The following is a 16,706-nucleotide window of genomic DNA, read 5'->3' as shown; positions in this document are numbered from 1 at the left end:
GGAGGTGGAATGACCGTTTCGGATCACATCACTCGTTTCAGAACAGCGGGGACAAACTACATCAATCTTTGCCATCAATCATCCAAAGGGCGAAGAATACCACAACACTAAATATGCGTCACGACCTAATTGTTTATGCCAGATGACAATTAGGATGATAAAAAAAGAATAATGAAACATTATTCTGGTTGTGTTGTGTCAACGATGATAATTGCTTTTAAATAGAAAATAATTCGGCAGAAATTAGAGAATAATATTATTATGATTCAGACTCAGACATACAATCTATAACAGATTAAGTACCATCGCTTTAACTGTGGCGGCGGTCTTATTGGAAACAGATAGTTTTTTAAGAATATTATTAACGTGGAAATTAACGGTTCTGTCACTGATAGACATCAGGATGGCTATTTCAATTGAAGTTTTACCTTCAGCTGTCCAGCGTAGAATATCTTTTTCTCGTTTGGTTAGTTGGTAATCGGCATCATGGTTTTCTTGTGGCAAAAGGTAGTCTGCCAGACGATTGTGAGCAATTTGAGAAAGCCAGATAAGAGAAGGTGCCTGAATAAGTAAAGTCTTGGATGTGTAATGCTGGTCGGGGCTGGCGAAAGTTAACATTCCGACACGACCAATACAATCTTTTTGGGCCTGAGAAATTCCATGGTTAATACCAAAAGCTTTTGCCTCTTCCCAAAAATAGGGAGAAGTGCGGTACAGGTCATCTTCCCAGAATAGAGCCTGTGTTGAGCGTAGTCCATGTTGTACGGTTGGGTCTATTTCAAAATAATTATTGGTCAGATAAGCCTGATTCCAGCCGAGAGGGTAGTTATTAATGACTTGAGGTTGCTGGGCCGATAATGGATATATGGGTCTTACTCCATAAGCACAATATTCAAATCCCAAATCGCTGGCTGCTTTTTGTAATGTTTTAAAGAAGGACTCTTTATCTTTGGTTTTTGATAAATTTTCATAGGTTCGATATAAATTAATTTTCAAAACCGCTTCCTTCGATAGCAACACATTTAGAAATAAACTGATGGGAAATCGATATCGTTTAACAAGGCAACGACATGACAAATTTTTATACTCTTAATTATAATATATACACTAAGCCCGTCAGGTAGCCAGTGCACAATAAAAATAAATATACTTAAACAACTGACCGAATGCAGTAACTAGTATACTAATATCATAATTTTGAGCTGTAAATAAAATATGTTGTACTAACCAAGCTTGATCACAACTTAGAATACCGAAGTTTAACACTTAAGGAGATGGGTGTGCAGAAGAAGAGAGATATTAATATGGACAATAATGATGTGTGCCATACAAACGGAGTGGATTATCGGGTCAAAGTCGATCTTGATTTTTTTAAAGATGTTGAATTCACCCACCTCTATTCTGCCGCACATGCGGAACCTGAAAATTTGCGCTTTCAGGGGGGCGTGATGACTGCCATTACGGGTTATACCGAATGGGTTAGTCATGGATTTCCCGTATTATCAATTGGTTGGGATTGGGAACTGCGTTATGAAAACGCCAATTGTCAGTATGTAAAGATTGGTCCTGTTTTTAGCAATATTGCCTTCCATATGGACGAAAAACTGCAAAATGAAATCGATGAAGAAACCTATGTTCAGCGACAACTTGATAGCAAAATTGCTGAAATCGACTGGAATGAAAAAATATTTCAGTCTATCACTCAGTAACCAGGTCTGATAGCTGGTAGATTTGTCAGGTTACGATCACTAATCCAATATTATTAATATATTTTTCCAATAAATATACAAAGTGGGAAAATATATCATGGAATTTTTATCAGGTTCGCCAAGTAACTTACCTTCTGGATTAGAAAATGAGCTTGCTGCGTATCGCTATAAGGTTTTTGTTGAAAAGCTGGGTTGGGAGCTCAATACGCCCATCGGATATGAACGAGACCAGTTTGATAAGCCAGATACCGTGTACGTTATCGCCAGAAATAGCCAGAAAGAGATAATTGGTTGCTCCCGATTGTTACCGACAACGGAACCCTATTTGTTAAGTGAAGTGTTTCCTGAGCTACTAAATGGAAGCCACCCGCCGAATTCTCCTTATATCTGGGAAATATCCCGCTTTTCTGCACTGGATTTGAACTCGTCAGCTTTAGAGAAGCAGCGGGGCAGTCTTTCATCAGTCGTTGCCGCGGGTTTATTAAAAGAATCAATAAATTATCTTGCCCAGTATAATGTGAAAACCATCGTTACGGTTTCCCCGTTAGCGGTGGAACGGTTAATCAAAGGATTAGGCTATAAAGTACACCGTGGTGGGCCACCAGTATTGGTCGATGGTCATCCGGTTATTGCCTGCATCATTGACGTGAGATAGCAGCATTCTCCATCAACCGGTTGAGTCGATATTCATAGCCAATAAATTATGCTGACAACAATATTTATTGGCTATTTAGTTTTTTTTGCTATTTCACCAGTCAATTCCCTGTCTTGCCTGCAATCCCTGATCAAATGCGTGTTTTATCGGGCGTATCTCGCTAACCGTGTCTGCCATTTCAATCAGCATACGATGACATCCTCGTCCGGTAATGATAACAGTTTGCCCTTGTGGGCGCCGTTGAAGTGCCTGTATGACCTCATCCAGTGCAATATAATCATAGGTAATCATGTAAGTCAGCTCATCCAATACCACCAAATCTAATAACGCATTGGAAAGCATTTTTTTGCCGTGCTGCCACACTTCCTGAGCCGCTAATGTATCACTGGCCCTATTTTGTGTTTCCCAGGTAAAGCCAGTCGACATTACCTGAAACTCTACGCCATGCTGAGATAACAGATTTCGTTCTCCGCACGCCCAGGAGCCTTTTATAAATTGAATCACGGCCGCTTTCTGTCCATGACCAACGGCTCTGGCGACGGTGCCAAAGGCGGCTGTGCTTTTGCCTTTACCATTTCCGGTCAATATCAGCAGTAATCCGCGATCCTGAGTCGCAGCAGCAATCCGTTCATCTACCTGTTGTTTAATTTTTTGTTGGCGCTGCTGATAACGCTGGTCGTTTTGAGTGGTCATGATAAGTTGGCTCTTTTGATAATCACAAGGGTTAAGCTTGCAACGAATTTTACTTGTTATCCAGTAATATCCCGATTAGATAAAAACGGTATTATCATGCCACTGGCGAGTTTTTTACTTTCAGGGTAATGTGGGACTAAACCAGATTCATGCGCTATTGATTTATATTGACTCTATTGTTTTCGCACCTTTTATCTGTTCGATCTAAAAAAGACGAATGATGCTTATTTTTGCCAATTATTTATCAATGGCCAATATCAGGAAAAGCGCAGTCAACTTAAGGGGTAGGGAATGTTTCAACACGTTAATGCATATGCCGGGGATCCAATTCTTTCTCTGATGGAAGAATTTTCTAAAGATAAGCGTGAGTCAAAGGTGAACTTAAGCATTGGTCTTTACTATGACGAGCAGGGGCGAATCCCCGTTTTAGAGTCGGTATCTCAGGCAAGAGAAAGATTGTTTAAAACCAATCACGACCCTCTGGTCTATTTACCCATGGATGGTATGCCAACTTACCGTAAGGTAACTCAGAATCTGTTATTGGGCGAGGATAATCCGGCGTTAGTGGCTAATCGTGTGGCAACAATTCAAACGCTGGGCGGCTCAGGTGCATTAAAAGTAGGGGCAGATTTCCTGCATACCTATTTCCCGGAGTCAGAGGTATGGGTCAGTAATCCTACCTGGGATAACCATGTGGCGATTTTTGAAGGCGCGGGTATTAAGGTGAATCGCTATCCTTATTTTGACAGCGAAACTCGCGGTGTTGCTTTTGAACAGATGCTGGCAACTCTGAAAACGTTACCAACAAAAAGTATTGTACTACTACATCCTTGCTGCCATAACCCAACGGGAGCTGATTTGCTGCCTGAGCAGTGGGATAAGGTGGTTGAGGTATTGGCAGAACGCGAACTAATCGCTTTTATGGATATTGCTTATCAGGGCTTTAGTAAAGGTTTGGATGAGGATGTATACGCTATTCGCGCCGTTGCTAAAGCGGGTATTGCTTGCCTGTTGTCTAACTCCTACTCAAAGAACTTTTCTATTTATGGCGAACGCTGCGGCGGGCTTTCCGTTTTCTGTGATAACGCTGAAGAAGCTAATCGGGTACTGGGGCAGCTTAAGGCGACGGTTCGCCGTAACTATTCGAGCCCACCTTTAAGTGGTGCTCAGGTTGTTGCTACCGTTTTGTCCGATCCGCAGCTAAAAGCGATGTGGATTGGTGAAGTGGCAGAAATGCGCTCCCGAATTTTACAAATGCGTCAAAAGATGGTCGATGTCATGACTCAGGCGTTACCAGGGCGTGACTCAAGCTATCTGGTGAAGCAAACCGGCATGTTCAGCTATACTGGCTTAACACCAGAACAAGTTGACCGATTAAAGCATGAATATGCTATCTACCTGGTGAGAAATGGTCGTATGTGCCTGACCGGATTAAACGGAGCCAATGTTGAGCGAGTGGCTAAGGCATTTTCTGAAGTATTGTAATGAATACCTTCAGCCTGATGAAGAAATTTCAGGGGATATTTTGATCGTTACGATAACACGCTCAGACAGGCGTTGAATGCGTCGGTGCCATCTGCTTTTTCTGTTTGTGAAGCCAGGGGGTTTAACTATAAGATATCGGGCAGACAAGGTTTTGATTTTTTAATCTGAAGGTTTGATATGGCCTATATACCAAAGAACTACGCCAAACTTGAAAATGGCTATCGTGAAAAAGCCCTGAAGCTGTTTCCCTGGGTTTGCGGCAGATGTTCCCGAGAGTTTGTTTATTCCAATTTAAGGGAGTTGACGGTGCATCATATCGATCACGACCACTCTAATAATCCGGAAGATGGCAGCAATTGGGAGATGCTCTGTCTGTTTTGTCACGATCATGAGCACTCGAAGTATACCGAAGCGGATATTTATGGCTCAACGGTGGTGGCTGGTGAAGATGCTCAACAGGATCAGGGACTGGCAACCCATAACCCGTTTGCTAATTTGCGCGATTTGATGAATAAAAAATAGTCAAAGCAAAAGTATCACAAACGATCGTTCATCAAAGAATAACTATATTGATGACCGATCGTTTTTATTTCTGACTGAGAACTACGTCCTGTGGGCGTAATGCCGATCGTGCAAGTATTCTTAAACGATCGGCATTACCTTCTATGAAGGCGGATTTTTACTTAGCGGCTAAACGACAGTAATAAAAGGGGCGGCCATCTGCTGTAGCCGTTCACACACTTCATTAAAAGTTTGCTGATTCTTTAGCATGCTTTTCAGAATACGGTATTTACCCTGTCCGGTGGTAATTTCTAATGCTTCATTGTGTTGGGCATTAACCCGTTCCAGTTCACGAATATCACCATACATGATGGTAATCACCTTTGGCCTGACGTGACCTTTAGGGTAATTGATGGAATCAGAAGTGAAGATAACGTTCTGGCGCTCAGAAAAGCTGTTCAGCAATATTATAAATGCCATTAGCGTCAGCAGGGCAAAAATCAACGCGGTAGCAGAAAGCAGGTATCTGGCCTGTTCAGCGGTCACTGAAGCAGACTGTCCAACAACCAGCCATTGCCTGGTATTATTGATTTGATTATATGAAAACCAGGTTAACCAGCCAAAAAAGCCGATACCCATTAAAATAAACAATCGATTTATTTTGTAGGGATATTTTACGATATCCATGCATTATTCCTGTCAGTACTGCGATGGATTAAAAACCATCGTGCCGGGAGTTATAGAAAGCTAGAGAGTAATCCAATTTACACATTAGTACCATTTTGTGCCAAATTCTGTGAGGATGTTAAAAATAATCCCTGTCATTATTTTCTCAATCCGGCACCTTATTTGCACGAAATGCAACGCACTGCCTGCGGTGCAGATTATAACTACATCTGAAGGCACGACATCGCCAGTAGGCTATTTTTAGCTGTGTGACCCGTCCTGAAATGTGTTTACACATAAAGGACATTAATATGAACAACCCAATCAATAAGCCTATAAGACGAACTCAACGCGATTACACATTAGGCTTTAAATTAGCTATTGTGGAACAAGTTGAAAACGGCGATTTCACCTATAAGCAGGCTCAAAAACACTACGGTATTCAAGGACGTACAAGCGTCCACCACATTAACCACATGCAATAGTTCAGCTCAGTGACATCGGATTCTACGGCGGTTATAGGCATTTACGTCCCCTTTTTTAGCCTACAGATAAACCGTGAAAATTGTGATCCCGTACTCAGATAGTGCATTCCGTGGTTGCCTTTTAATCACAGACTTTTATTGTATTCTTATTGTATACAATTAGAATACAGAAAGGTGAGTATGAGAGTGATTGATACCCATAACCATGTTTGGCAGTGCCAGGGGGAACATTTTTCCTGGATTACAGACGATCTGGCGGCAATTCGCCGTGATTTTCTTATTGACGATTTGCAGGCGGTAATGGCTGAAAACAGTATCGAAGGCGCCATTTTAGTACAAGCCATCCCTTCAATTGAGGAGACCGAATGGCTGCTGGATATAGCTGAGCACCACGATGAAGTAAAAGGTGTTGTTGGATGGGTGGATATAAACCACGGGGCTGAGATCGCAGAGGATTTGCAGAGACTGCAGAGAAAATCCCGCTACCTGAAAGGGATCCGCTATATGTCTCAAGGCTTGCCTGAGAGTCATTTAGTGACCCCGCAATTTATTCAGGGGGTTCGCTGTGTTGGGGAGCAGGGGGTGGTGTATGAACTGCTGGTTACGCACCAACAGCTGGAGGCGGCAAGTCAGCTTATCTCTGCTTGCCCAGAGGTGACCTTTGTTATCGAGCATGCGGCAAAACCCGCAGTTCGCGACGGGGAAATTACCCGCTGGCGTGAACAGTTAATGTTGATTGGTGAGGCTTACAGCAATGTTTTTTGCAAACTATCAGGCCTGGTCACGGAAGCAGATTACGCCCGCTGGACGGGACCTGAGCAGGCGAGCCAGGAGCTTGAACCTTATTTTAGCTCGGTTTTTGCCGCATTTGGCCATGAGCGAGTGATGTATGGATCCGACTGGCCAGTTTCTCTACTGGCATTACCGTACGCCGATACTTTAGGGCTTTACCAGAACTACCTGCAATCTCACCAGACTCTTTCCAGCGATAACTTTTTTTATCGCGTGGCAGAGAAGGTTTACTCATTAAAGTAACAGGGGGGCACTTATGGAAGTCGTTCAATATATTCTCGGATTTGGCCCGGCAGTGGTCATTCCAATGATTATGTTTTTATTTGCCGTGCTCTTTGGCGCGAAACTTGCCGACGCGGCGAAAAATGCAATGACGGTAGGTATTGGTTTTCTCGGTCTTTCGTTGCTGATTGGTTTTATGGTGACATCACTCAGCAGCTCGACAGAAGCGATGGTAAAAAACCTCAATCTTCATTATGAAGTGTTGGATCTGGGTTGGCCGCTAATTAGCGCCTTCAGTCTGGCTGCGCTCTCTCTGCCGATTGTTTATGCGTTATGTTTTGCCACTAATTTGTTGATGATTTCAACCAACACCACCAAAACCCTTAACGTTGATTTTTGGAATTATTGGCATTTTGTATTTGCCGGAATCATTGTTGAACAGGTGACGGGTTCATTTTGGATGGGGATTTTCGCCAGTTGGATCACATTTATTATTACGCTAAAAATCGCCGATTACATTGCCCCACATGTGCAGAAATTCTGTGACACGCCGAACGTGACTATTACTCAGGCGGAGATCGTCGCTTGGGCTCCGCTGGCATTTTTAATGGATCGTGTAATTGATCGTATTCCGTTGATTAACAAAATTGACCTTAATCTCAGCAAAATTGAAGCCAAACTAGGTTTTTTTGGTAGTCCGTTAGCCATGGGAGCCATTCTGGGGGTGATTATCGGTATGCTTGGCGCGCTACCGTTCAGCGATATTATTAAGAGTGGGATGAATTTTGCGGCGGTAATGGTGTTATTGCCGACGATGGCGGGGGTGCTGGTCAGTGGTCTGGTACCGATTACTGAAATTGCCTCAGAATGGGTAAAGAAACGTTTTCCAACAAAGTCACTTTATTTTGGTATCAGCGGCGAAATTGCTTTTAAAAATCCTGCGGTATTGTCTGTAGGTATTTTGATGGTACCACTCACTATCCTGATTAGTACTATTTTGCCTTTTAATACCATGATGCCATTCGCCGATATTCCTTATCTGCCGATATTTGTTGTCTTTGGCACGGTTGCATGCAACGGAAACATGTTCCGTGGATTAATTAATGGCATTGTCATCGTGTGTGGGATCCTATGGTTTGGTTCGGATCTCGCTGTTGTGTCGCAGGCTTTGGCCGAAAAGGCGCAACTGAATGTGCCAAAAGAGATGATGGCCTCATCAATTGATGGTGGTTCACATGCTATATCCTATATTTTCTACAAAATATTCGAACTGTTAAAAGGAATGAATCCTGCACTCTTGTGTCTTTTTTCTATCGTAGTGACCGGGATGATTATTTATGTGCTGAAGTTGATTTTCAATATTAATAATAAATCAACGGCAGCGACCTCATTAACTGCAAACAAAGTTGACTAAGAATACTGATAAACATCAGGGGAATATTATGATTACTCAGAATACAATTAAAAGTGTAGGACTTAGTGTACCTTCTTTAACCTTCGGCGCGGCCAGTCTGGCTAATTTATTCAGAACGCTGAGCAATAACGAAGCCATGGACATTGTTGATAAGGCCATTCAGGTTGGCTGGCGCTACTTTGATACTGCACCACATTATGGCAGCGGACTTTCTGAGTTGCGTTTAGGTCTGGGATTACGCGGACTGGAGCGTAGCGAATATGTTTTGTCCACCAAGGTTGGCCGTCTGCTGCAATCCCGGAAACAAGAGCCAGGCCTTGAAGCAGGGGAATTTTTTTATGATGAGAACCCTTTTAACCGACAGGCTGATTACTCCTATGAGGGCATCATGCGCTCATACGAAAACTCTATCCAGCGCCTGGGAACCCGTTATATCGACATTCTCTATGTACACGATCTCGGCACTTATACCTACGGTAATACGGAACTGGAACGCCAACATTTTAAAACCTTCTGTGAGTCAGGGCAGAAGGCATTAGAAGAGCTAAAGCGCAATGGCGATATCAAAGCCTGGGGCGCAGGCGCGAATGAAGAGGCAATCCTGATGGAGGTGATGGATAACGCTGCCCCGGATATCTTAATGCTCGCCAACCGCTACAACCTGCTGGAAACAGACCGCCAGGCGTTCTTTGCTAAATGTGAAAGCAACAATGTTTCGGTGGCTGTTGCAGCGCCTTTCGCTACCGGAGTTTTAGTCGCGAAAGATAAATCTAAGGCGTTGTATGAATACGGTTCCGCGCCAGCGCAGGTTATTGAAAAAGTAAATGCGATAGAAGCGTTATGTGCAAAACATGCCGTGCCGATTGGCGCCGCGGCGCTGCAATTCCCATTAAGAAACCAAAATGTGGTCACCGTAACCTGCGGCGTTCAATCCGTGGAGCAAGCGTTGACTAATTTTGCCTGGGCTAACTGGGATATTCCGCAGGGATTGTGGGATGAACTGGCCAGTATTGGTATTCAGTAAGCATCATTTGTAACTTTGCGAAAAAAATAAACAGATATTGAGGATGTAATGAAAATAGTTAAAGCCGAAATCTTTATGGTTGATTTGAAACCTAAAGTGAAACGTGTCGATGCGATTCAGTCTTTTGTATCACAAGAGACGCCGATTATTCGTTTAACAACATCGAGTGGAGAAATAGGTGAAGGTTATACCTACACCATTGGCACCGGCGGCTCATCTGTGGTTGCGCTGTTACGAGATCACCTGTTACCGAAATTGATTGGTCAGGATGCGACGATGATTGAGGGCATCTGGGAATCATTGCTGTTCTCAACTCATGCGACCTCGGTTGGCGCCATTACGTCTCTGGCACTGGCAGCCATTGATACCGCATTATGGGACTTGAAGTGTAAGCGCATGAATTTGCCGCTGTATAAAGTCGCAGGTGGCGCGAAGTCGCGCATGAAGTTATACACCACCGAAGGGGGCTGGCTGCATTTAAGTACTCAGGAATTAGTTGATGATGCGCTGGCCGTTAAGGCGCAGGGATTCTGCGGTTCTAAAATCAAAATTGGTTCTGAAAGTCCTGTGCGTGATATCGAGCGTTTGACTGCTGTACGTGAAGCGGTGGGTGATGAGTACGTGATCATGACTGATTGCAACCAGGCGTTTAAATTCTCGGAAGCCAAACAGCGAGCAGCGTTGTTGGAGCATATTAATCTTTCATGGATTGAAGAGCCGTTTCTGGCGCATGATGTTGATTCTCACGAGAAATTGTGTGAGTCAACCACCATTCCTGTCGCGGTGGGTGAGTCCATTTATTCTATCCAGCACTTCAAAGAGTATTTACAGAATAATGCCGCAGATATTATTCAGGTTGATGTGGCTCGTATTGGTGGTATTACACCATGGCTTAAAGTTGCACATATGGCGGAATGCTTTAACAAAATTGTTTGTCCGCATTTCTTGATGGAATTGCATATATCATTATGTTGTGCCATTACTAATAGCCGTTGGCTGGAATATATCCCACAGCTCGATAGTGTCACTCTGAATAAGGTAGATATTCGCGAAGGATATGCTTTCCCGCCAGAAGAGCCCGGTTTGGGTATTCAGTGGGATTGGCAGAAAATACAGACTGATACTGTTGTTTACCATGTCATTGAATAAACCAATTTTTATTTTCTCAGGAATATATTATGTCTGAAAATCATGCTCAATTTCACGGTGCATGGTGTCCATCAATTACGCCTTTTGATCAACAAGGAAATATTGATTTATCGGCACTGCAGCAGCATTTGCGACGGTTGGAAGAGGCTGGGACTCATGTCGTATTGCTAATGGGAAGTATTGGGGAGTTCACCGCATTAACGCTGGATGAACGACTGATGCTTATCCGTGAGGCACGGAAAATGTCATCGCTGCCGCTGGTGGCAAATATCTCAGCTACCTGTATGGCGGATATGATACGTCTGGCAGAAGAGGGCTGGCATTGCGGGTATCAAGCAGTGATGATTCTACCTCACTACTATTTTCAACAAACGCCGGCCCAACTATTGGCATACTACCGCGATCTGGGGCAGCGCCTGAATGGAAAATGGTTCGCATACAATTTTCCTGCCCGAACTGGATGCGATCTGGACGCGGCACTGGTGGCGCAATTAGCGGCAGAATTTCCCAATTTTGTGGGTGTTAAAGATACTGTTGATTGCCTCTCTCATACTCGCGCCATCATTCAGTCAGTCGCGTCCGTTAGAGACGATTTTGTTGTTCTGTCCGGTTATGATGAATATCTCATCCCAAATCTTCTCGCGGGTGGCGCGGGAGTTATTTCAGGATTAAATAATATTTGTCCCGAACTTTTTGTGCAGGCAATTAAAGCCTGGGATGAAAATGATCTTACCCAGCTTACTGGCATACAGCGTGAGATAAGCCGACTTTCTGCTATTTATAATATTGGTAATGATTTTGTTACCACAATTAAAACTGCGGTGGCTCATAAGTTTCAGTATTCTGGGGAAAAATCAAGAAGCTTCGCGGGGGAACTAACCCGTCAGGAATCGCAACAGATCGACATAATGTTCAGTATCAAATAATCAAAAATCAATAACAGCATACATTATGCTACGGCAATACGGTATTGCTGTTATACCTCTCTGTTATAAGGTATAGAATATGTCTTATAGAATGATATTAAATGAAACATCATATTTTGGCGTGGGTTCAATTAACGCTATCGTTGATGAAGTTAAAAAGCGAGGCTTTAAAAAAGCGCTGGTAGTTACTGACCACGATCTTATCCAGTTTAATGTGGCGACCAAGGTCCTTGATATTCTTGATAGCGCAGGGTTGCCTTACCAAATTTTTGATAAGGTCATACCTAACCCTACGATTGACGTCGTGCAGCAAGGTGTTGAGGCATTTCGTCAGGCGGGCGCGGATTACCTGGTCGCCATTGGTGGTGGTTCACCGCAGGATACGTGCAAAGCGGTAGGGATAATTATTAGCAACCCTGAGTTTGCCGATGTCCGCAGCCTCGAAGGTGGGGCTGACACTAAAAATGCCGCTGTACCGATGATTGCCATTCCAACGACCGCGGGTACTGCAGCTGAGGTGACTATTAACTATGTGATTACCGATGTAGAGAACCGACGTAAGTTCGTTTGCTACGATCCTCATGCTATTCCGATCGTTGCTATTATTGATGCTAACATGATGGCCAGTATGCCGCCCAGTTTAAAGGCGGCAACCGGTGTTGACGCACTGACTCATGCAATCGAAGGATATATTACGAAAGGGGCATGGGAATTAACTGATACGCTTCATTTGAAGGCGATTGAGATGATAGGGCGTTCGCTACGCGGTTCGATACAAGGAATAGCCCAGGACGCTGAAGGCATGGCGGTGGGGCAGTATATTGCCGGGATGGGCTTCTCTAATGTCGGATTGGGTCTGGTACATGGGATGGCCCATCCTCTGGGGGCATTCTATGGTACACCGCATGGCGTCGCCAATGCGGTGCTACTGCCGCATATCATGGCTTACAATGCTGAGTTTACAGGAGACAAATATCGCCAGATTGCGAAGGCTTTGGGCAATACTCAGGCCATGGTGATGCCGATCGAAGAGGCGCGTCAGGCGGCCGTTGAAGCCGTGGCACAGCTTAACCGAGACGTAAATATTCCTGCCCGACTGCGCGATATCGGCATGAAATATGAAGATATCGATGCATTGGCCGTTGCGGCAATGGCGGACATCTGTACCGGTGGAAACCCTCGAGATACCTGTATTGAAGAGATTAAGGCGTTGTACCGACAGCTCTACTAATTTTTAACTTTCCACATGACCGGTAGAAATACCGGTCATGTTATATGCATAGCCTATTTAAAGCTGGAGAACAGGCGGTTGTAGGAGTTGTTGACGTGGTGGGCAATGGCTTCACGGGTTTGTTCTATATCACGGGCAATAATACCGGCGCAAATTTTCAAATGTTCTTTGGATGAATCAATGATTGAATCATTTTTCATTTTGTCTGAACGCAGCATGCGTAACCGGTCATACATGAAGGTCAGCGTTTTAGTCACAATAGCATTGTGGCAATCGGATAGCATTTGTTCATGTAGTTCGTTATCAGCTTCGAGTAATAAAGACACATTCGAATCATGAAAACCGACTTCAATTTTATCTTTAATTGTCTGGTAGCGTTGCGGGTCCTGGTTCTCCCATGACAAATTCAATACCATAATTTCAATGTCTTTTCGGATCTGAAAAATATCGCGTATTTCACTGAGTGTAATAGGCTTAATGGTTTTCGTTTTATTTTTGGAAGGCTCAATCCAGCCTTCAGTCATCAGACGAAACAAAGCCTCACGCAACGGCGTTCGACTGACATTAAGTTCCTGACATAGCTCATTTTCTGAGATAGCCCCCACCAACTCATTGGCGATGATTTTGGCCTTCAATTGATGATATGTTTTTTCGCTGATGTTCATAGTCTGGCTTTAATGAGGGTCATAATCATGTTTAATGAGATACAAATTAGCCCCTTGTCACTATGAAATCAATGGGTAAGCTTGGTTGTGCAACGAATTAGCTTGTGTTTCAACGCCTCAGCCAGCACTGTCTGAATCAGTCCTCCGAACGGCTAAGGTGGGTTTGCAGACTAACAGCCCGTAACAGCGACTGTTTCGCAAACCGATGAGTGGTTGTTGAAGTGTAAAATCCTCCATTTCGATCTTCTGTTGTCAGCGCAGCCACATCCTTCTACGGATGATGTTTTTTTACTCACGACAACCTGTTTGGCTGCTTCAATTTTAAACTCTTCAGGATAACGCTTACTGCTCATATGCACCTCTCTTTAAGCCATTTTAAATGACTCTGAGGTGTCTGTTAAACCCGTGGTGATTCATATATTAGATACTGTGAAATTTTTTAATGGGAGCGTTCAACATTCCAATGATTAACTCGATATTGTGAACAGTGCCCGCTTCTGGCACAAAGTGGATCCTGAGGAATGAGTTCTATCCTCGTGGTTCTCTAAGTGCAGTAAGTTCTACTCGAATCCTGCTACCCATTTGTCCAACATATCAGCCCATTCCTGCATCATCACTTTACGCTCATCAAGATAAGTTGCATGGTTGTATGTGCGACGAACATTGTTGGTATCAGCGTGCGCAAGTTGGGCCTCAATAGCATCAGATCGATAGCCCATTTCGTTTAAACGCGTACTTCCTGTAGTTCTGGTAGCATGGAGGCTATAAATGCCACTCCAGCCGAGGCTTTTAAGTAGCTGGCGCAGCGAGTGCGATGTCATTGGACCTAGCGGATTATCCCTGCCCGGAAAAAGGTGCTGTCGATGCCCGGTTAATCCCTGTAGCGTTCTGAGCATGTTGACAGCCTGGGAGGGAAGGGGAATAACGTGTTCTCTGCGGGCTTTCATTCGCGTTGACGGAATAGTCCACAGTGCGTTATCGAGATCGAATTCTGTCCATTCTGCCTCAGTTACTTCGGCTGGTCGCGCCAGCGTCCACCACATGAGCCACATGCAATAGTTAACCTGGTATGAGCCACGGCTGTTGTCAAAACAGCTTAATAGCTTCCCGATTTGCTGCGGATTCAATGCCTGTTTGTGCTGCATTTTGTTTGCCGGAATCGCCTTACGCACCGGCCAGACAGGATTGCTATCTGCTCTGAGCGTCGCCACCGCCAGCTCAAAAACGGATGAAATGGTGCGGCGGGCTTCAGCGGCAACGGTCGGAGCGCCGTGCTTAGCCGTTTCCTGAAGAATTTTAAGAATGTGGTGCGGAGTGATTTCCCTGATAGGAAGTTTGCCGATGGCGGGGAAAACTACACGCTCAAGCATATCAAGGCGGCGAGTTTTGGTGATTTCGGCCCAGTCTTTCATCTGCAACCACTCTTTGGAGATCAGCTCAAAGGTGTTGGATGCGTCGTTGACCTTGCGGATCTTATCTAACTCTTATACCGCTATTGTACTCACCTAAAATGAAGATGAAAACTGATTGTACTCATGTCTGTACTCATTTTTGACTGCGCTGTTATGAGATGAGTTGAGACATTATGAAAAGAAAAATCCACGCAACTGCTTGGATTTTATGGGGTTTTCCAGTCTTCATGCGATTCGCTGAGATCGCATGAGACAACAGAAGCAAATTAGACGTTGAACAAGAAATTCATCACATCGCCATCTTTAACGATGTAGTCTTTCCCTTCTGAACGCATTTTACCGGCTTCTTTAGCGCCTTGCTCACCCTTATAGGTGATGAAATCTTCAAATGCGATAGTTTGAGCGCGGATAAAACCTTTTTCAAAGTCGGTATGAATCTTACCGGCGGCCTGAGGTGCAGTAGCGCCGACAGGAATGGTCCAGGCGCGAACTTCTTTAACACCGGCGGTGAAGTAGGTTTGCAGACTCAGCAGTTCATAACCGGCACGGATAACGCGGTTTAAACCCGGTTCAGTCAGGCCCATTTCTGTCATAAACTCATCACGCTCTTCGTCATCCAACTCGGCAATGTCGGATTCAACGGCAGCGCAAACGGCAACCACAACAGAACCTTCAGCCGCAGCAATTTCGCGTACTTTATCCAGATAAGGGTTATTTTCAAAACCATCTTCATTAACGTTGGCAATGTACATGGTTGGTTTTAAAGTCAGGAAACTTAAGTAGCGCAGAGCCGCTTTCTCTTCGCTATCCAGATTCAGAGCGCGCAGCATGCCGGCATTCTCTAAATGTGGCAGGCACTTTTCTAAGGCAGCCAGTTCAATTTTGGCATCTTTATCACCGCCTTTGGCTTTTTTCTGTACGCGATGAATAGCGCGTTCACAGGTTTCCAGATCGGACAGGGCCAGCTCGGTATTGATAATATCAATGTCTTCCGCCGGATCGACTTTGCCTGATACGTGGATAATATTGTCATTTTCAAAACAGCGCACGACATGGCCAATAGCTTCGGTTTCACGAATATTGGTCAAAAACTGGTTGCCCAGGCCTTCTCCTTTGGAAGCCCCTTTAACCAGACCGGCGATATCCACGAATTCCATGGTAGTTGGCAGAATGCGCTGTGGCTTAACAATTTCAGCCAGTTGATCGAGGCGCGGATCGGGCATGGGTACGACACCAGTATTAGGCTCAATTGTACAGAACGGAAAGTTCGCCGCTTCGATACCCGCCTTCGTTAACGCATTAAACAGGGTTGATTTGCCTACGTTAGGCAATCCAACAATGCCGCATTTAAATCCCATAACTCATCTCACCTTAAAATTGTTTAATATCAGCAAGTTAATCAATGTCTTGCTCAACGTTCTCTAAATTGATGCGCTATTATACACATTATAAGATTTTTATCGCTAATTGGGTGAGCGTAATGGATGAAGCAGGGGGAGGGTTAAAGCGTTTAGATTACCATTTCCAGTAAAGGCTTAAGCATTGATGGTAAAAAGGGTCGTGACGCAGATTTAGTGGTAATGATTGATCGTCAGATACCATCCGATGATCTTATCGTGCATTTCTTCTGACTTTGAGAAGCAGATAGTCTTGCGGGTCAACCGTTTAAGATGGGTT

At 44.2% G+C, this 16,706-nt stretch carries 17 protein-coding genes and 2 pseudogenes; 11 read left to right on the top strand and 8 right to left on the bottom strand.

What is annotated here, in order from left to right; all coding sequences use genetic code 11:
* A partial coding sequence (locus LPW36_RS16205; protein ID WP_338085967.1) for an IS1 family transposase occupies positions 1-75 on the bottom strand: 75 nt, incomplete at its 3' end.
* 210 nt (positions 76-285) lie between these two features.
* Positions 286-996 carry a LuxR family transcriptional regulator gene (locus tag LPW36_RS16200; protein WP_230611468.1) on the bottom strand — a complete coding sequence of 237 codons (711 nt, stop codon included), beginning with the start codon at positions 994-996 and terminating at the stop codon, positions 286-288.
* Positions 997-1,280: 284 nt separating this feature from the next.
* On the opposite strand from LPW36_RS16200, the gene LPW36_RS16195 reads away from it, so the two are divergent.
* Positions 1,281-1,709 carry a DUF4902 domain-containing protein gene (locus LPW36_RS16195; protein ID WP_230611466.1) on the top strand — a complete coding sequence of 143 codons (429 nt, stop codon included), beginning with the start codon at positions 1,281-1,283 and terminating at the stop codon, positions 1,707-1,709.
* A 97-nt stretch (positions 1,710-1,806) separates the two neighbouring features.
* A complete protein-coding gene (locus LPW36_RS16190) occupies positions 1,807-2,364 on the top strand; it encodes an acyl-homoserine-lactone synthase (protein ID WP_230611462.1) in 558 nt (185 codons plus the stop codon).
* A gap of 93 nt (positions 2,365-2,457) precedes the next feature.
* Here LPW36_RS16190 and cobO read toward each other — a convergent pair whose 3' ends face one another.
* Positions 2,458-3,057: a cob(I)yrinic acid a,c-diamide adenosyltransferase gene (gene cobO, locus LPW36_RS16185; RefSeq protein ID WP_230611459.1), complete on the bottom strand. Its 600-nt coding sequence runs from the start codon at positions 3,055-3,057 to the stop codon at positions 2,458-2,460.
* 291 nt (positions 3,058-3,348) lie between these two features.
* Here cobO and LPW36_RS16180 point away from each other — a divergent pair, with 291 nt between their 5' ends.
* Positions 3,349-4,542 carry an amino acid aminotransferase gene (locus LPW36_RS16180; protein ID WP_230611456.1) on the top strand — a complete coding sequence of 398 codons (1,194 nt, stop codon included), beginning with the start codon at positions 3,349-3,351 and terminating at the stop codon, positions 4,540-4,542.
* A gap of 177 nt (positions 4,543-4,719) precedes the next feature.
* Positions 4,720-5,064 (top strand): HNH nuclease YajD, encoded by a 345-nt coding sequence (gene yajD, locus LPW36_RS16175; RefSeq protein WP_140917913.1) that lies wholly within the window; start codon positions 4,720-4,722, stop codon positions 5,062-5,064.
* A 168-nt stretch (positions 5,065-5,232) separates the two neighbouring features.
* Here the strand turns inward: yajD and LPW36_RS16170 are convergent, their stop codons facing one another.
* Positions 5,233-5,730: a hypothetical protein gene (locus tag LPW36_RS16170; RefSeq protein WP_230611453.1), complete on the bottom strand. Its 498-nt coding sequence runs from the start codon at positions 5,728-5,730 to the stop codon at positions 5,233-5,235.
* A gap of 290 nt (positions 5,731-6,020) precedes the next feature.
* Here LPW36_RS16170 and LPW36_RS16165 point away from each other — a divergent pair.
* From LPW36_RS16165 to fucO, 7 genes and pseudogenes are all read left to right on the top strand, one after another.
* Positions 6,021-6,170 (top strand): annotated as a pseudogene (locus tag LPW36_RS16165) (IS3 family transposase); the annotation flags it as partial.
* 210 nt (positions 6,171-6,380) lie between these two features.
* The gene (locus LPW36_RS16160) at positions 6,381-7,229 is read left to right on the top strand and encodes an amidohydrolase family protein (protein ID WP_230611450.1); all 849 of its coding nucleotides are present in this window, start codon (positions 6,381-6,383) and stop codon (positions 7,227-7,229) included.
* A 13-nt stretch (positions 7,230-7,242) separates the two neighbouring features.
* Positions 7,243-8,622: a PTS transporter subunit IIC gene (locus tag LPW36_RS16155; protein WP_230611447.1), complete on the top strand. Its 1,380-nt coding sequence runs from the start codon at positions 7,243-7,245 to the stop codon at positions 8,620-8,622.
* Positions 8,623-8,650: 28 nt separating this feature from the next.
* On the top strand, positions 8,651-9,646 hold the full coding sequence (locus tag LPW36_RS16150) for an aldo/keto reductase (protein WP_230611445.1): 996 nt from the start codon (positions 8,651-8,653) through the stop codon (positions 9,644-9,646).
* Positions 9,647-9,694: 48 nt separating this feature from the next.
* Entirely contained in the window at positions 9,695-10,795 is a 1,101-nt protein-coding gene (locus tag LPW36_RS16145) for a mandelate racemase/muconate lactonizing enzyme family protein (protein WP_230611441.1), read from the top strand.
* A 29-nt stretch (positions 10,796-10,824) separates the two neighbouring features.
* Positions 10,825-11,721: a dihydrodipicolinate synthase family protein gene (locus LPW36_RS16140; RefSeq protein WP_230611438.1), complete on the top strand. Its 897-nt coding sequence runs from the start codon at positions 10,825-10,827 to the stop codon at positions 11,719-11,721.
* A 79-nt stretch (positions 11,722-11,800) separates the two neighbouring features.
* Positions 11,801-12,952: a lactaldehyde reductase gene (gene fucO / locus LPW36_RS16135; protein WP_230611435.1), complete on the top strand. Its 1,152-nt coding sequence runs from the start codon at positions 11,801-11,803 to the stop codon at positions 12,950-12,952.
* Positions 12,953-13,005: 53 nt separating this feature from the next.
* On the opposite strand, the gene LPW36_RS16130 is transcribed toward fucO, so the two are convergent.
* The 4 genes and pseudogenes from LPW36_RS16130 to LPW36_RS16115 all read right to left on the bottom strand — a co-directional run.
* Complete coding sequence (locus tag LPW36_RS16130; RefSeq protein WP_048216229.1) at positions 13,006-13,617, bottom strand: GntR family transcriptional regulator; 612 nt, start codon at positions 13,615-13,617, stop codon at positions 13,006-13,008.
* A 560-nt stretch (positions 13,618-14,177) separates the two neighbouring features.
* Positions 14,178-15,101, bottom strand: a pseudogene (locus tag LPW36_RS16125) (tyrosine-type recombinase/integrase); the annotation flags it as partial.
* 194 nt (positions 15,102-15,295) lie between these two features.
* Positions 15,296-16,387, bottom strand: a complete 1,092-nt coding sequence (gene ychF, locus LPW36_RS16120; RefSeq protein ID WP_230611432.1) for a redox-regulated ATPase YchF — start codon at positions 16,385-16,387, stop codon at positions 15,296-15,298.
* A gap of 213 nt (positions 16,388-16,600) precedes the next feature.
* Positions 16,601-16,706, bottom strand: a 106-nt coding sequence (locus LPW36_RS16115; protein ID WP_230609480.1) for an IS1 family transposase, incomplete at its 5' end; no start/stop codon positions are given.

It is taken from the genome of Limnobaculum eriocheiris (assembly GCF_021010575.1).
GTDB lineage: Bacteria > Pseudomonadota > Gammaproteobacteria > Enterobacterales > Enterobacteriaceae > Limnobaculum > Limnobaculum eriocheiris.
The sequence above is the reverse complement of the archived record's forward strand: the minus strand, read 5'-3'. Positions and strand labels throughout refer to the sequence as shown.

Excerpts from the sequence above, each read along its gene's own strand:
- LPW36_RS16170 (WP_230611453.1), bottom strand. The coding sequence starts at position 5,730 with ATGGATATCGTAAAATATCCCTACAAAATAAATCGATTGTTTATTTTA.
- fucO (WP_230611435.1), top strand. The coding sequence starts at position 11,801 with ATGTCTTATAGAATGATATTAAATGAAACATCATATTTTGGCGTGGGT.
- yajD (WP_140917913.1), top strand. The coding sequence starts at position 4,720 with ATGGCCTATATACCAAAGAACTACGCCAAACTTGAAAATGGCTATCGT.
- LPW36_RS16145 (WP_230611441.1), top strand. The coding sequence starts at position 9,695 with ATGAAAATAGTTAAAGCCGAAATCTTTATGGTTGATTTGAAACCTAAA.
- LPW36_RS16190 (WP_230611462.1), top strand. The coding sequence starts at position 1,807 with ATGGAATTTTTATCAGGTTCGCCAAGTAACTTACCTTCTGGATTAGAA.
- LPW36_RS16130 (WP_048216229.1), bottom strand. The coding sequence starts at position 13,617 with ATGAACATCAGCGAAAAAACATATCATCAATTGAAGGCCAAAATCATC.
- cobO (WP_230611459.1), bottom strand. The coding sequence starts at position 3,057 with ATGACCACTCAAAACGACCAGCGTTATCAGCAGCGCCAACAAAAAATT.
- LPW36_RS16150 (WP_230611445.1), top strand. The coding sequence starts at position 8,651 with ATGATTACTCAGAATACAATTAAAAGTGTAGGACTTAGTGTACCTTCT.
- LPW36_RS16155 (WP_230611447.1), top strand. The coding sequence starts at position 7,243 with ATGGAAGTCGTTCAATATATTCTCGGATTTGGCCCGGCAGTGGTCATT.
- LPW36_RS16180 (WP_230611456.1), top strand. The coding sequence starts at position 3,349 with ATGTTTCAACACGTTAATGCATATGCCGGGGATCCAATTCTTTCTCTG.
- ychF (WP_230611432.1), bottom strand. The coding sequence starts at position 16,387 with ATGGGATTTAAATGCGGCATTGTTGGATTGCCTAACGTAGGCAAATCA.
- LPW36_RS16140 (WP_230611438.1), top strand. The coding sequence starts at position 10,825 with ATGTCTGAAAATCATGCTCAATTTCACGGTGCATGGTGTCCATCAATT.